The 14,993-nt window shown below is 70.7% G+C and carries 11 protein-coding genes; 5 read left to right on the forward strand and 6 right to left on the reverse strand.

The features are described from left to right. Positions 1-142: 142 nt before the first annotated feature. Positions 143-2,542 carry a membrane-bound PQQ-dependent dehydrogenase, glucose/quinate/shikimate family gene (locus tag BM109_RS15655; protein WP_093344102.1) on the forward strand — a complete coding sequence of 800 codons (2,400 nt, stop codon included), beginning with the start codon at positions 143-145 and terminating at the stop codon, positions 2,540-2,542. 4 nt (positions 2,543-2,546) lie between these two features. Here the strand turns inward: BM109_RS15655 and BM109_RS15660 are convergent, their stop codons facing one another. The 4 genes from BM109_RS15660 to BM109_RS15675 form a co-directional block, all read right to left on the reverse strand. Further along, entirely contained in the window at positions 2,547-3,542 is a 996-nt protein-coding gene (locus BM109_RS15660) for a Bug family tripartite tricarboxylate transporter substrate binding protein (RefSeq protein ID WP_093344103.1), read from the reverse strand. Positions 3,543-3,585: 43 nt separating this feature from the next. Next, a complete protein-coding gene (locus tag BM109_RS15665; RefSeq protein ID WP_093344104.1) occupies positions 3,586-4,458 on the reverse strand; it encodes an isocitrate lyase/PEP mutase family protein in 873 nt (290 codons plus the stop codon). Between the two features lie 81 nt (positions 4,459-4,539). Continuing rightward, on the reverse strand, positions 4,540-5,055 hold the full coding sequence (locus BM109_RS15670) for a LeuD/DmdB family oxidoreductase small subunit (RefSeq protein WP_093344106.1): 516 nt from the start codon (positions 5,053-5,055) through the stop codon (positions 4,540-4,542). Continuing rightward, complete coding sequence (locus tag BM109_RS15675) at positions 5,052-6,323, reverse strand: 3-isopropylmalate dehydratase large subunit (RefSeq protein ID WP_256222595.1); 1,272 nt, start codon at positions 6,321-6,323, stop codon at positions 5,052-5,054. Before BM109_RS15675 ends, BM109_RS15670 begins: the two co-directional genes overlap by 4 nt. Positions 6,324-6,446: 123 nt before the next feature. Between BM109_RS15675 and BM109_RS15680 the strand changes: the two genes are divergently transcribed. Beyond that, positions 6,447-7,295: an IclR family transcriptional regulator gene (locus BM109_RS15680; RefSeq protein ID WP_093344109.1), complete on the forward strand. Its 849-nt coding sequence runs from the start codon at positions 6,447-6,449 to the stop codon at positions 7,293-7,295. 1 nt (position 7,296) lies between these two features. On the opposite strand, the gene BM109_RS15685 is transcribed toward BM109_RS15680, so the two are convergent. Then, positions 7,297-8,559, reverse strand: coding sequence for a helix-turn-helix domain-containing protein (locus BM109_RS15685; protein ID WP_093344110.1), 1,263 nt, complete (start codon positions 8,557-8,559; stop codon positions 7,297-7,299). Between the two features lie 134 nt (positions 8,560-8,693). Here BM109_RS15685 and BM109_RS15690 point away from each other — a divergent pair, with 134 nt between their 5' ends. Next, entirely contained in the window at positions 8,694-10,823 is a 2,130-nt protein-coding gene (locus BM109_RS15690) for a PQQ-dependent dehydrogenase, methanol/ethanol family (protein WP_093344111.1), read from the forward strand. A 91-nt stretch (positions 10,824-10,914) separates the two neighbouring features. Here the strand turns inward: BM109_RS15690 and BM109_RS15695 are convergent, their stop codons facing one another. Then, complete coding sequence (locus tag BM109_RS15695) at positions 10,915-11,892, reverse strand: tripartite tricarboxylate transporter substrate-binding protein (RefSeq protein ID WP_093344113.1); 978 nt, start codon at positions 11,890-11,892, stop codon at positions 10,915-10,917. Positions 11,893-12,155: 263 nt separating this feature from the next. Here BM109_RS15695 and BM109_RS15700 point away from each other — a divergent pair, with 263 nt between their 5' ends. Further along, on the forward strand, positions 12,156-13,337 hold the full coding sequence (locus tag BM109_RS15700; RefSeq protein WP_093344114.1) for a M48 family metalloprotease: 1,182 nt from the start codon (positions 12,156-12,158) through the stop codon (positions 13,335-13,337). A gap of 118 nt (positions 13,338-13,455) precedes the next feature. Then, complete coding sequence (locus BM109_RS15705; RefSeq protein ID WP_093344116.1) at positions 13,456-14,922, forward strand: NAD-dependent succinate-semialdehyde dehydrogenase; 1,467 nt, start codon at positions 13,456-13,458, stop codon at positions 14,920-14,922. Positions 14,923-14,993: the final 71 nt, after the last annotated feature.

The raw sequence follows: 14,993 nt of genomic DNA on the forward strand, positions 1-14,993 counted from the left end.
CGCGCCCGCGCGCTGCATACCTTGGTCCCCGTGCGCGCGATCTGCCGCGCCGCGCCGGGAGGCACATGCGCGAACCGCCTACGCCGGCAGGGCGCGCACGGGACTACGGTGGGCGCTTGCCCGCCGTTCCGGAGTCCCCGCCATGCCCTCGTCCACCCGTCCCCGCGCCAGCGCGCTGCTCCTCGTCCTCGCGCTGCTGATCGGACTGGCCGGCCTGGCGCTCGTCGTCGCGGGCGGCTGGCTGATCGCGCTCGGCGGCTCCTGGTACTACCTGCTCGCGGGCCTGGGCCTCGTCGCCACCGCGCTGCTGCTGCCGCGCGGCGGCGGGCGCGGCCTGATGGTCTATGCGCTGGTGGTCGCGTTCACGCTGGCCTGGGCGCTGTGGGAGGTGGGGCTCGCATGGTGGCCGATGGCCGCGCGCGGCGACCTGTTCTTCCTGCTCGGCCTGCTGCTGCTCACGCCCTGGGTCGCGCGTGCGCTCGCGCGGCGCGACGGCGCCGGCATCGTGGCCTCGCGCCGGGCGCTGAGCCTGGTGCTCGCGGCCTTCGCGGTGGCGGCCGTGCTGTCGTGGGTGCGTGGCGACGAGCGCCTCGAGGGCATCGCGCCGCAGGCCGATCCGCCCTTCACCGGCGAGGCGCTGCCGCCTGCCGGCGCCGACTGGACCGCCTACGGCGGCACCGCCATGGGCCAGCGCTATTCGACGCTGGGCCAGATCACGCCGGTCAACGTGTCGCAGCTCCAGGAGGCCTGGCACTACCGCACCGGCGACGTGCGCGGCCAGCCCGGCGATCCCGAGGAGACCACCTTCGAGGTCACGCCGCTGAAGGTCGGCGAGCGGCTGTTCCTCTGCACGCCGCACCAGTCGGTGGTGGCGCTCAACGCGACCACGGGCCAGGAGCTGTGGCGCCACACGCCGAAGATCGCGCCCTCGCTCGCGCTGCAGCATCTCACCTGCCGCGGCCTCTCGTACCAGCCGCCGCCGGCCACGGCGCCGTCGCCCAACCTTTCGGCCGATGGCGCCTGCGCCGCCAAGCTGTTCATGCCCACGGCCGACGGCCGCGTGCTCGCGCTCGATCCCGAGAGCGGCAAGCCCTGCGCGCGCTTCGGCGGCGGCAGCGGCCAGATCGACCTGTGGAAGAACATGCCCAACGTGAAGCCGGGCTCGTACTACTCGACCTCGCCGGTGGTGGTCACGCGCTCGCTGATCGTGGTGGGCGGCACCGTGCTCGACAACGTCTCGACGCAGGAGACCTCGGGCGTGATCCGCGCCTTCGACATCGAGACCGGCGCGCTGGTGTGGAACTGGGACTCGGGCCGGCCCGAGGACACCGCGCCGATCGGCCCGGGCCGGACCTACTCCGTCAACTCGCCCAACAGCTGGTCGATCTCGAGCGTGGACGAGAAGCTCGGCATGGTCTACGTGCCCATGGGCAACCAGCCGCCCGACCAGTGGGGCGGCAAGCGCACCGAGGGCGCCGAGCGCTATGCCTCCTCGGTGGTCGCGCTCGACCTCGCGACCGGCCGCGTGCGCTGGCATTTCCAGACCGTGCACCACGACCTCTGGGACTACGACGTGCCCGCGCAGCCCAGCCTGGTCGACCTGCGCGTGGGCAGCGTGCGCGTGCCGGCGCTGGTGCAGCCGACCAAGCAGGGCGAGCTGTTCGTGCTCGACCGCCGCACCGGCCAGCCCGTGGTGCCGGTGCGCGAGCAGGCCGCGCCGCAGGGCGCCGCGCAGGGCGACCGCACGGCGGCGACGCAGCCGGTGTCGGGCCTGTCCTTCGACCCGCCCGCGCTGCGGCCGGCCGACATGTGGGGCGCCACCGTGTTCGACCAGCTGGCCTGCCGCATCGCCTTCCACCGGCTGCGCTACGAGGGCCGCTTCACGCCGCCGTCGACGCAGGGCTCGCTGATCTATCCGGGCAACTTCGGCGTCTTCAACTGGGGCGGCGTGGCGGTCGATCCGCAGCGCCAGATCGCGTTCGCCACGCCGGCCTCGCTGGCCTTCGTCTCCACGCTGGTCCCGCGCGCCGACGACAGCACGCTCTACGTGCAGGGCGGCAAGCCGCCCGAGGGCAGCCTGCCCGCGCTCAACGAGAACTTCGGCGCGCCCTTCGCGGTGAAGCTCCATCCCTTCACCTCGGCGCTCGGCCTGCCGTGCCAGGCGCCGCCCTGGGGCCACGTGGCGGCCGCCGACCTGCGCAGCGGCCAGATCCTCTGGAAGCACAAGAACGGCACCGTGCGCGACAGCTCGCCATTGCCGCTGCCCTTCGCGATGGGCGTGCCCAGCCTCGGCGGCCCGATCCTCACGGGCGGCGGCGTGGCCTTCCTCTCGGGCACGCTCGACTACTACCTGCGCGCCTACGACGTGAACAGCGGCAAGGAGCTCTGGCGCAGCCGCCTGCCCGCGGGCGGGCAGGCCACGCCGATGACCTACGAGGGCGGCGACGGCCGCCAGTACGTGGTGGTGGCCGCGGGCGGCCATGGCTCGCTGGGCACGCGCACCGGCGACCACGTGATCGCTTACGCGCTGCCCAAGCGCTAGGAACTCAATCGAGCTGCAGGCCCGCGTCCTGCGCCGCCTTCGGCAGGATCGCGAGTTCGCGCTTGAGCACCTCGGCGAAGGCCTCGGGCGTGTTGCCGGTCGCGGGCGCCACGCCGCCGAGGTCGTTGAGCCGCTTGCGGAAGGCCGGCTCGGCCGTGATCTTGGCAATCTTCTCGCCGAGCAGCTTGACCACCGCGGGCGGCGTCTTCGCGGGCGCGACCACGCCGAACCAGACGTCGAAGTCCACGCCGCCGGGCACGCCCTGCTCGGTCAGGGTCGGTACCTCGGGCCACAGCTCGGAGCGGCCGTTGCGCAGCTGGCCGATGGCCTTGAGCTTGCCCGACTGGATGAAGCTGCGCACGTCGCCCGTGCCCAGCAGGCCCCAGCTCACTTCGTTGGCCATCAGCGCCTGCACCAGCGGCGCGCCGCCCTTGTAGGGCACGTGCGTGAAGTTGCCGTCGGCGTTGGCGTTGAAGGCTTCCGACGCCAGGTGCGAGAGCCCGCCCGCGCCGGCCGAGCCGTAGGGCATGCCGCCCTTGCCGGCCTTCCTGCCCGCGGCCAGCAGCTCCTGCACGTTCTTGTACGGTGACTTCTCGGGCACCACCAGCAGCAGCGGCGCCAGCGACACGCGCGCGACCGGCACGAAGTCCGAGGCCTGGAAGCCCGCCTTCTTGTAGATGACCGGGTTGATCGACAGCATGCCCGTGAGCGTCACCGCCAGCGTGTAGCCGTCGGGCGGGCTCTGCACCACGTTGACCATGGCGATGTTGCCGCCCGCGCCGGGCCGGTTGTCGACCAGCACGGTCTGGCCCAGCTCCTCCTGCAGGCGCGGGCCCAGCATGCGCGCGGCCACGTCGGTGGCGCCGCCCGGCGGGTAGGGAACGACCAGGCGGATCGGCTTGGTCGGATAGGCCGCGTCCTGCGCCAGGGCGGCGCCGCCCAGGCCCAGGGCCAGGGATCCCGCCGTGAGGACACGGCCGATGAGGGTGAGGGTACGCACGTGTGCTCCTGATTCTTCTGGTGGGAAAACGGGTGGGGCCGGCTCAGCGGACCTCGTAGTGCGCCTGCCGCTCCTCGAGCGCATGCCAGCCGATGATGTGCTTGAAGTCGGCCATCGAGGTCTGCGCGAAGGGCAGGTCGGCGAAATCGCCCGAGCGGCGGCGCGCCAGTTCGCGCAGGTTGGCCTGCACCGTGTGCACGGTGGTCAGCAGGCCCGCGATCGGATAGCTCGCGAAGGCCGCCACGCTCTCGATCTGTTCGCGCGTCAGCGCCGTCATCCAGGTGCCGGCCATCAGCATCAGCGACAGCCGGCGGCCGCAGGCCTCGCGCAGCTGCACCAGCTGCTCGTGGCGCTCGAAGGTGCGCGAGATCGGCTGGATCAGGTCGGCGCCGGCCTCGGCATAGCGCGCGGCGCGCTCGAGCGCCTCGCCCGGGTCCTGGGCATCGGTGCGCGCGACGATCAGCAGGTCGGGGTCGAGGCGCGCATCGAGCGCCGCCTTGATGCGCGCCACCGCGTCGTCGATGGACACCAGCGTGGAGGGCGCCGCCGCGGCCGGGCAGCGCTTGGGGCTGACCTGGTCCTCGAGCTGCAGCGCCGCGGCGCCGGCCTTCTCGAACTCGCGCACGGCCCGGCCCACGTTGAGCACGCTGCCGTAGCCCGTGTCGGCGTCGACGAAGATCGGCTTGCGCACCACGTTCGCCATGCGGTTCACGGTGGCGACGTTCTCGCTCAGCGTGTAGAGCTCCATGTCGGGCTGGCCCAGCAGCGCGGCCGAGACGCCGAAGCCGGTGCTGAAGATGCCGTCGAACTCGGACTGGTCGACCAGCAGGGCCGACAGCGCGTCCTGCGCGCCGCCGAACCAGAGCGTCGGGCCGTGGGTGATGCGCTGGCGCAGCGCCTGGCGGGATGAAGTCATCGTGTGTCTCCAGAAAAAGGGCGTGGCGACCCGACATGGGCGCTGCGCCATGAACTCACTGCAAAGGAAGAGAAAGAGGGCTCAGCTCGCGGGGATCACGCGGCGCTTCAGGTAGGGGATGAGTCCGCCCGCGTCGAGCATGCCGCGCTCGGATTCGGAGAAGGGCTGCAGCATCAAGGTCTGGCCCGAGCGCAGGTTCCTCACCTCGTTCGTGTCCCAGTCGACCGTCAGCTCGTCGCCGCGCGCCGTGGCCGCGCGGATACCCGGGCAGCTCACGAGCGGAAAGCCCATGCTGATCTCGCCGCGGAAGAAGCCCGGCGAGAAGGATTCGGCGATCACCGCCGCGATGCCCAGGTGCCGCATGGCGCGCATGGCCGGGTAGTGCGGATGGCCGTAGCCGAAGTTGTGGCCGCCGACCAGCAGGTCGCCCTTCTTCACGCTCGCCGCGAAGCCGGGCACGTAGTCGGTCATGGCCAGCGCGGCCAGTTCCTTCACGTCGGTGATCTTGATGTTGCGCACGCCGACGATCAGGTCGATGTCGTAGTCGTCTTCCTCGAAGACCCAGGCCGCGCGGCCGCGCAGGTTCACGAGGCTCATGCCGCGACTCCTTCGCGCGCCGCCGCCAGGTAGGGCCGCGGATCGGCGATGCGGCCCTCGAGCGCGGAGGCCGCGACCACGGCCGCGTTGCAGATGTAGATCTCCGAATCCACGCTGCCCATGCGCCCGGGCGTGTTGAGCGTGCCGGTGGACACGGCGCGCTGGCCGTCGCTCATGGTCGCGATGCGGCCGAAACAGTAGTCGCAGCTCGGCGAACTGATGAAGGCGCCGGCCTCGACCAGCACCTCGATCAGCCCCTCGCGCGCGGCCGCCGCCATGATGGCCTTGGAGGTCGGCACCACGTGCAGCTGGAAGCCCGGCTGGATGCGGCGCCCGCGCAGCACCTCGGCCGCGATGCGCAGGTCCTCGAGCCGGCCGCTGGCGCACGAGCCCAGGTAGCCGGTGTGCACCTCCACGCCGGTGTAGTCCTTGAGGTCGCGCGTGTTGGCGGGGCTCGGCGGTATCACGACGATGGGCTCGAGCGTCGAGACGTCGATCGTCACCACGCTTTCGTACGTCGCATCGGCATCGGGGTAGACCGGATCGAGCGCGATCTTCGAGCGGCCCTGCACGTAGGCCAGCGTCTTCGCATCGGGCGCGATCAGCATCGTGGTCGCGCCCAGGAACATGGCCTGGCCGCAGAGCGTCTGGCGGCCCTCGATGCTCATGGCGTCGATCACCGGGCCGCAGAGTTCCACCACCTTGAAGCGGCAGGAGGCCGGGCCCATCACGCGCACCATGTGATGGAACACGTCGCGCGCCATCACGCCGGGCTGCAGCGTGCCCGTGAGTTCGACCTTCACGGTCGCGGGCACGGTCAGGGTCAGCGTCTCGGTCACGAAGGACTCGAGCACGCCCTTGCGCGCGCCGAAGGCGAAGGTGCCGAAGGCGCCGAGCTGGCTCACGTGGCCGTCGAAGTGCACGGCGAAGGCGCCCGGCGTGGCGTAGCCGAGCTCGGCCGCGACCTGGTGGCCGATGCCCTCGCGCTCGTGCACCGGCACGCCCTGTTCCTTGCCCCAGGCGCGGGTGATCTTGTGCAGTTCCTCTTCCTTCGGCGCGGTGGCCGGCACCATGTGGTCGATGAACAGCACGAAGCGCTCGGGGCTCGACACCTTCTCGATGCCGAAGTCCTCGCGCGTCTCCTTGAAGAACACGTCGGTGTAGCCCGGGAAGTCGTAGGCGATCACGAAATCGGGCCGCGCGGTGATCTCCTCGCCGGGCACCACGCGCGGTCTGCCGGCGGCGCGGGCCAGGATCTTCTCGGTCATCGTCTGGGGCATCTTGTTCGGCTTTCGACTTCCACGATGTGGCAGTTCTTGTATTTCGATCAACCGATTACAGTCGAGCCAACTTCTTCCCTATTGGGGAGCAACCCGAATTACTGCCGCATCGTGGAAACTAAACGCCGAACCACCGCCAAGCCCGCCCCGCCGCCGACCGCCAGCGGCGCTCGCTCGGGCACGCAGAGCATCGAGCGCGTGGTGGGCATGCTGCGCGTGGTGGCCTCGCGCGGGCGGCGCGGCATGCGCATCGCCGATGTCGTGAACTTGAGCGGCCTGCCGATGTCGACCTGCTTTCGCATGCTGCAGCGGCTCGAGGTCGAGGGCCTGCTGGTGCGCGACCTGCTCACGCGCAAGTACCACCTGGGGCCGCTGCTGCACGAGCTCGGCATGCTGGCCCAGCCGCGCTACCACCTGAGCGAACTCTGCGAGCCGGCGCTGCGCACCATCGCCGAACTCACGCAGGACACGGTCTACCTCAGTGAGCGGCGCGGCCCCGAATCGATCTGCACCAGCCGCGCGCTCGGTGCCTACCCGATCAAGGCGCTGACGCTCGACGTCGGCATCCGCCGGCCGATGGGCGTGGGCGCCGGCGGCCTCGCGATCCTCAGCGCGCTGCCCGAGGCCGAAGCCGAACTGATCGTGGCCTCCAACGAGGCGCGCTATGCGAAGTTCGGCGCCGCCTTCGCGCCGGGCTTCCTGCGCGAAGCCATCGCGCAGACGCGCGCGCAGGGCCATTCGTTCCTCGACAGCGCGGCCACGCCGGGCGCGGCCGCCATCGGCGTCGCCTTTCCGCCCGACAACCCGATCGCGGCCGTGAGCGTGGCCGCGATCTCCAGCCGCATGGGACCGGCGCGCCGCGCCGAGGTGGCGAAGATCATCGAGCAGCAGGTGCGCGCGATCTGCGTGCTGCTCGAATCGCAGCCGGTGGAGGCGGGCTCGGGCCGCGAGGGCGAGTGAGCTAGCTTTCTCCCGGCTCGTCGGTCCCTTGCTCCCAGCTGCGCAGGCGCCGGTACAGCGTGCCGCGCGACACGCGCAGCTGCCGCGCCGCCTGCGACACGTTGCCGCCGTGCGCGGCCAGCGTCTCCTCGATCAGCTTGCGGCTGTGCTCGCGCAGCGTGCCCGCCTGCGGCATGGCCGGCGCATCGGCGGACTGCAACACGGTTGCGTCCTCCTGCTGCATCTGCTGCACCGGCTCCTGCGCGGGCGCCGGCACCTCGACGCGCTGCGGCAGCGCCACCGCATGCCGGAAGTCGATGCCGTTCGCACCCTGCAGTTGCGCCTGCACCCACACGCCGAGCCCGCTGGCCAGCCGCAGCGGCTGTGCCGACTCGCGCCGGCCCAGCCGCAGCAGGCTCGCGAGGTCGTGGCCCAGCAGGCATTCGACGCCGCGCTCGTCGGCATGCTCGGGCAGGTGGCCGATCAGCCGCGCGCCCGCGCCGTTGAGCCAGGCGATGGTGCCGTCGGCCGCGATGCCGGCCAGCCCCTCGAGCGGCGTGCCCAGCAGCGTGGGGCTGGCCTGGAAGCGCAGGATCAGGTGCTCGCGCGACTGCGCCTGCAGCAGGCGGTTCTCGATCGTGGTCGCATAGACCGCGACCATCGAGGCCGCGTCGAAGCCGAAGCGCTGCGCCTCCACCGTGAGGTCGAGCACGCCCGCGAGCCGGCCGTCGACGTCGCGGATCGGCGCCGCGGCGCACTGCATCTCGCGCAGCACGTCGAAGTAGTGCTCGGCGCCGTCGACCGTGCAGGCCAGCCCGGTGCTCGCGACGATGCCGGGCGCGGTGGTGCCCACCACGCGCTCGGAGATGTTCACGCCCACGCGCGCGGTCTTGCGCAGCACCGGCTGGTGCGCGGGTGCGGGCTCGTGCGTGACGTGCACCACCACGCCGTCGCGGTCGGTGAGGATCACGCGGCAGTCGGTGCCCGCGAGCGAGTGCTCCATGCTCGCGAGCTCCTGGCGCGCCACCTCGAGCAGCTCGCGGTTGCGCGCCAGCGTGGCGTGCAGCCGGCTCGGCGTCACGGGGTCGAAGGGCACGATGCGCTGGCGGTCGCTGTGGGTGCGGCTGCAGCGCATCCACGACTGCAGCACCGCCTCGCCGACGAGGCCCGAGGGCCGCACGCCTTCCTCGAAGAACTGCTGCCGCGCGAGCGCCACGCGCTGCGCCGGCGTGGTGGCGAAGAGTTGGCGCGGCGCGTTCGCCGTGCCCAGCCTGTCGAGGGTCATGTGCCATCGCCTCCGTGGGGGACCGGGGACCAGCATCGAATGTGTTCCGCAATGGAACAGCACCGGATCGGGGAAATCCCGAAGGTGAACGCATGCGCCGCTCGGACGATTCTCTGGGCACAAGGAGACCCACGATGACGAGAAGAAGGAATTCCTCCGGGCTGCCGGCGCTGGCCGCCGCATGGCTGTTCGCGGCCGCATCGATCGCCGCGGCGCAGGGCAGCGGGCCCTCGCCGCAGGACCGTGCCGCCGCCGCCGCCCAGCGTGTCAACGGCAGCTTCATCCGCGCCAACGCGGCGCAGAAGCAGACGCCCGACTGGCCCAGCATCGGCCTGGACTACGCCGAGACCCGCTTCAGCAAGCTCGACCAGGTGAACGCGGGCAACGTGAAGCAGCTCGGCCTGGTCTGGTCCTACGACCTGCAGTCCACGCGCGGCGTCGAGGCCACGCCGCTGGTGGTCGACGGCATCATGTACGTCACGGCCTCGTGGAGCGTGGTGCATGCGATCGACACGCGCACCGGCCAGAAGCTGTGGACCTTCGATCCCGAGGTCGATAAGTCCAAAGGCTTCAGGGGCTGCTGCGACGTGGTGAACCGAGGCGTTGCGTTGTACGAGGGCAAGGTCTACGTGGGCGCCTACGACGGCCGCCTGATCGCGCTCGATGCCGCCAGCGGCCGCAAGCTCTGGGAGAAGAACACCATCGAGGGCCAGAAGGGCAGCTACACCATCACCGGCGCGCCGCGCGTGTTCAAGGGCAAGGTGATCATCGGCAACGGCGGCGCCGAGTACGGCGTGCGCGGCTACATCACGGCCTACGACGCGGCCAGCGGCGAACAGAAGTGGCGCTGGTTCACCGTGCCCGGCGATCCGGCCAAGCCCTTCGAGAACGAGGCCATGGCGCGCGCCGCCAGGACCTGGGACCCCGACGGCAAGTACTGGGAGGCCGGCGGCGGCGGCACCGTGTGGGACTCGATGGCCTTCGATCCCGAGCTCAACCTGATGTACATCGGCACCGGCAACGGCTCGCCCTGGGCCCATAAGGCGCGCAGCCCCAAGGGCGGCGACAACCTCTACCTGGGCTCGGTGGTCGCGCTCAATCCCGACACCGGCAAGTACGTCTGGCACTACCAGGAGACGCCCGGCGACAACTGGGACTACACCTCCACGCAGCCGATGATCCTGGCCAACATCAAGGTCGACGGCAAGCAGCGCAAGGTGGTGCTGCATGCGCCGAAGAACGGTTTCTTCTTCGTCATCGACCGCACCAACGGCAAGTTCATCTCGGCGAAGAACTTCGTCGAGGTCAACTGGGCCACCGGCTTCGACAAGAACGGCCGCCCGATCGAGATCGCCGCCGCGCGCCAGAACGAGAAGCCCGGCGACAGCATCCCCGGCCCCTTCGGCGCGCACAACTGGCACCCGATGTCCTTCAATCCGCAGACCGGCCTGGCCTACCTGCCCGCGCAGCACGTGCCGCTGAACCTGATGGACGACAAGGACTGGAAGTTCGACCAGAACGCACCGGGCCGCCCGCATGCCGCGCTGGGCTGGAACACCGGCAAGTTCGCCAACGTCGAGCCGCCCACCAGCAAGCCCTTCGGCCGCCTCGTGGCCTGGGATCCGGTGAAGCAGAAGGAGGCCTGGGGCGTGGACTATGCGTCGCCCTGGAACGGCGGCACCCTGACCACCGCGGGCAACCTGGTGTTCCAGGGCACGGCCGACGGCCGGCTCGTGGCCTACGACGCGCGCAACGGCGACAAGCTCTGGGAGACGCCCACCGGCACCGGCGTGGTCGCCGCGCCCGCCACCTACATGGTCGACGGCAAGCAGTACGTGTCGGTGGCCGTGGGCTGGGGCGGCGTCTACGGCCTCGCGCAGCGCGCCACCGAGCGCCAGGGCCCGGGCACCGTCTACACCTTTGCGGTCGGCGGCACCGCCAAGATGCCGGACTTCGTGCAGTACCGCATGAGCAAGCTGGTGCAGGGCGTGAAGTACGACCCGGCCAAGGTCCAGGCCGGCACCATGCTCTACGTCAGCAACTGCGTCTTCTGCCACGGCGTGCCGGGCGTGGACCGCGGCGGCAACATCCCGAACCTCGGCTACCTCGATTCCGCGTACATCGAGAACCTCGACAAGTTCGTGCTCAAGGGCCCGGCGATGGCGCGCGGCATGCCCGACTTCACGGGCAAGCTCTCGGCCGACGACATCGAGAGCATCAAGGCCTTCATCCAGGGCACGGCCGACGCGATCCGGCCCAAGTGAACCGGCCGGGCCGCGCTCCGCGGCCCATGAAAAAAGCCGCCGGGCCCGCGAGGGCCGGCGGCTTCGTCGTTGATGCGAGCGACGCGATCGATCAGTCGGCGTACACGCCCGCGGCCTTGATGATCGGGCTCCACTTGGCGATCTCGGCCTGCACGAACTTCTTGTGGCCATCGGGCTCGATGCGGCCGTCGACCGCCACCACGGCGCCCAGCGCTTCTTCCTTCTTCAGGAAGTCGGGGTCCTTGAGCGCGACCTTCAGCGCGTCGTTGAGCTTCTTCAGCACCGGTGCCGGCGTGCCCTTGGGCGCGTACAGGCCGTGCCAGATCGTGACCTGGAAGTCCTTCAGGCCCGACTCCTGCAGCGTGGGCAGGTCCTTGAGCAGCGGCACCGTCAGGCGCTTGGGCGTGGTCACGGCATAGGCCTTGACCTTCTTGCCCTCGATCTGCGGCGAGGTGTTGGTGGTCTGGTCGCACAGCAGGTCGATCTGGCCGCCGATCAGGTCGGTGATGGCCGGCGCCGTTCCCTTGTAGGGCACGGGCGTCATCTCGGTCTTCATCGCGCTCTGGTAGAGCAGGCCGCACAGGTGCGAGGCCGAGCCCACGCCCGCGTTGCCGAGGTTGATCTTGCCCTTGTTGGCGCCGATCCAGTCGGTCAGTTCCTTGTAGTTGTTGGCCGGCAGGCTGGGCTTGGCGATCAGCGTCATCGGCACGTCGTTGATGATGCCCAGGTACTCGAAGTCGCTCTCGACCTTGAACGGCACGTTGCGCACCAGCGTCGGGATGGTCGACATCGCGATGTGGTTGAGCAGCAGCGTGTAGCCGTCCGGTGCCGCGCGCGCCACCTTGGCCGCGCCGATCGAGCTGCCGGCGCCGGGCACGTTGTCGATCACCACGCTGGCGCCGCCGAGCGGCTTGCGCAGCGCCTCGGCCAGGTCGCGCGCGACGCGGTCGGTGGGGCCGCCGGCGGCGAAGGGCACCACGATGCTGATGGGCTTGCCGCTCGGGTAGTCCTGGGCGTGGGCGCCGATGGCAACAGCGGCGATCGCCGTCAGGGCTAGCAGTTTTTTCATGGAGAGGACCCCCGGAAGAGGAAAAAGGAATGAAGGGAAATTGAAAGCGGGCGCGATCTTAAAGGCTGACCATGCCCTGACGAATCCCCACAAGCCCTAGTCCACACGGCGATGCGGGCAGAGGCTCCTGCGGAAGGAGGGGCGCCATCGTTGCGCCGCGCTGCTCGGGCATGATGTTTCCCTGGGAGACGCGCCATGGGGGGCGCGCATGCCGCAACGACGGTGCGGCCCGCCGGGCCGCGACAAAAGAAGGGAAAACACACATGGATCCTCTGGTCTATCCGCGCGAGCGCACGCTCGGCGCGATCACGCTCGTGCTCGGCCTGCTGGTCTGGCTGGCCCTGCTGGTGGGCACCTTCGGCATCCTGCTGCTCTACCTGCTGATGGGCTTCATCGGCTACTGCTTCGCGCACTCGGCGCTGATCGCCTGGATCAAGGGCACCGGCGTGAAGCTCTCGCCGACCCAGCTGCCCGAGCTCAACGCGCGCTTCGAGGCCTGCTGCGCCCGGCTCGGCATCGCCACGCCGCCCGAGGCCTACCTGCTGCACGGCGACGGCATGTTCAACGCCTTCGCCACCCGCTTCCTCGGGCGCGACTTCGTGATCCTGCTGTCGGACGTGGTCGACGCGATGGAGCCGCAACCCGACGGCATCAACTTCTACATCGGCCACGAGCTCGGCCACATCCGGCGCAAGCACCTCACGGGCCATTTCTGGCGCGCGCCGGTGCTGTGGCTGCCGCTGCTGGGCGCGGCCTATGCGCGCGCCAAGGAATACACCTGCGACCTGCACGGTGCCGCCTGCTGCGAGCAACTCGATTCCGCGCCGCGCGCGCTGCTCGCGCTGGCCGCCGGCGCGCACCAGTGGCGCAACGTCGACATGAACGCCTATGCGGCGCAGTCGCGCGCCAATGCCGGCTTCTGGGGCTCGTTCCACGAAGTGGTCGGCGGCTACCCCTGGCTCACCAAGCGCGTGGCGCGTGCCATCGACCCGGCCGCGCGACTGCCCGAGCGCAATCCCGCGGCCTACCTGCTGGGCCTGTTCGTGCCCTACGCGGGCCGCGCCGGCGGCGGCGCGCTCGGCATCCTGGTGACGGTCGCCGTGATCGGCATCCTGGCCGCGGTGGCGCTGCCCGCCTACCAGGACTACCAGTCGCGCGCGGTGGTCGCGCAGGCCTGGGCCAACGGTGCGCCGGTGCGCCTCGCGCTCGCCGAGTACTACCGCGAGAAGGAGGAGATCCCCGAGAGCCTCGAGGCCGCGGGGCTGCCCGAGACCCTGCCCGACGGCACCGCGCTGCGGCTCGACAGCGACACCATGGTGGTCGAGGTGCAGACCGCGCGCGGCACGCTGCTGATGGAGCCCGCGCCCTCGGGCAACGGCCTGCGCTGGACCTGCGGCGCGGGCGAGGGCCTGGCCGAGAAGGCGCTGCCCGCGAGCTGCAAGTAGGCGTCGCCAAACCCGAGCCGCACGCGCGGATTTGGCGCGCACGGCTTGCGGCCCGGGCCCGGGCGTGGTCCCCTCGTCGTTTCCCCTTTCAGCAACGACGACCCGGAGACCCTGCCCGATGCCCGCCCTTCGACTCAAAGACCCGACCCTGCTGCGCCAGCAGGCCTATGTTGCCGGCGCCTGGATCGATGCCGACGACGGCACCACCGTCGCGGTGACCAACCCCGCCAACGGCGAGACCATCGGCAGCGTGCCGATGTGCGGCACGGCCGAGACCGAGCGTGCCATCGCGGCCGCCGAGAAGGCCCAGAAGGGCTGGGCCAGGCTGCCCGCCAAGGAGCGCTCGGCGATCCTGCGCAAGCTCAACGACCTGATGCTGGCCAACGTCGACGACCTCGCGCTGATCATGACCACCGAGCAGGGCAAGCCGCTGGCCGAGAGCCGCGGCGAGGTCGCCTATGCCGCCTCGTTCATCGAGTGGTTCGCCGAGGAGGCGCGCCGCGTCTACGGCGACACCATTCCCGCGCCGCAGGCCGACCGCCGCATCCTCGCGCTCAAGCAGCCCGTGGGCGTGACGGCCGCGATCACGCCCTGGAACTTCCCGGCCGCCATGCTCACGCGCAAGGCCGGCCCCGCGCTGGCCGCGGGCTGCGCGATGGTGGTCAAGCCCGCCACGCAGACGCCGTACTCGGCGCTGGCCTTCGCCGAACTGGCCGAGCGCGCGGGCGTGCCCAAGGGCCTGCTGTCGGTGCTCACCGGCTCGGCCAGCAAGATCGGCGGCGAGATGACGCGCAGCCCGATCGTGCGCAAGCTCAGCTTCACCGGCTCCACCGAGGTCGGCCGCACGCTGATGAAGCAGTCGGCCGACACCATCAAGAAGCTCTCGCTCGAGCTCGGCGGCAACGCGCCCTTCATCGTGTTCGACGATGCCGACATCGACGCGGCCGTCGAGGGCGCGATGGTCTCGAAGTACCGCAACACCGGCCAGACCTGCGTCTGCGCCAACCGCCTCTACGTGCAGCGCGGCGTGCTCGAGGCCTTCACGCAGAAGCTGGTGGCCAAGGTCAAGGCGCTCAAGGTCGGCGACGGCACCGAGGCCGGCGTCAACCAGGGCCCGCTGATCGATGCCAAGGCGGTCGAGAAGATCGAGGAGCACGTGGCCGATGCCGTGGCCAAGGGCGGCCAGGTGCTGGCCGGCGGCAAGCGCCATGCGCTCGGCGGCCTGTTCTACGAGCCCACCGTGATCGGCGGTGCCAGCGCCGACATGCTGTTCGCGCGCGAGGAGACCTTCGGCCCGCTGGCGCCGATCTTCGCCTTCGACACCGAGGAGGAGGCCATCGCCGCGGCCAACGACACCGAGTTCGGCCTCGCCGCGTATTTCTACAGCCGCGACATCGGCCGCATCATGCGCGTGGCCGAGTCGCTGGAGTCGGGCATCGTGGGCGTCAACACCGGCCTGGTGTCGACCGCCGAGGCGCCGTTCGGCGGCGTCAAGCAGTCGGGGCTGGGGCGCGAGGGCTCGAAGTACGGGCTCGACGATTTCCTCGAGGTCAAGTACGTCTGTCTCGCCGGTCTCGACAAGTAAGCGGAGGTTGCCGGCCGTCGAACTGTCCGACAACGGCGGCCGGCGCCGGCCGATGCGGCATGCGTGGCACG

This window comes from Variovorax sp. PDC80, assembly GCF_900115375.1.
Classification (GTDB): domain Bacteria; phylum Pseudomonadota; class Gammaproteobacteria; order Burkholderiales; family Burkholderiaceae_C; genus Variovorax.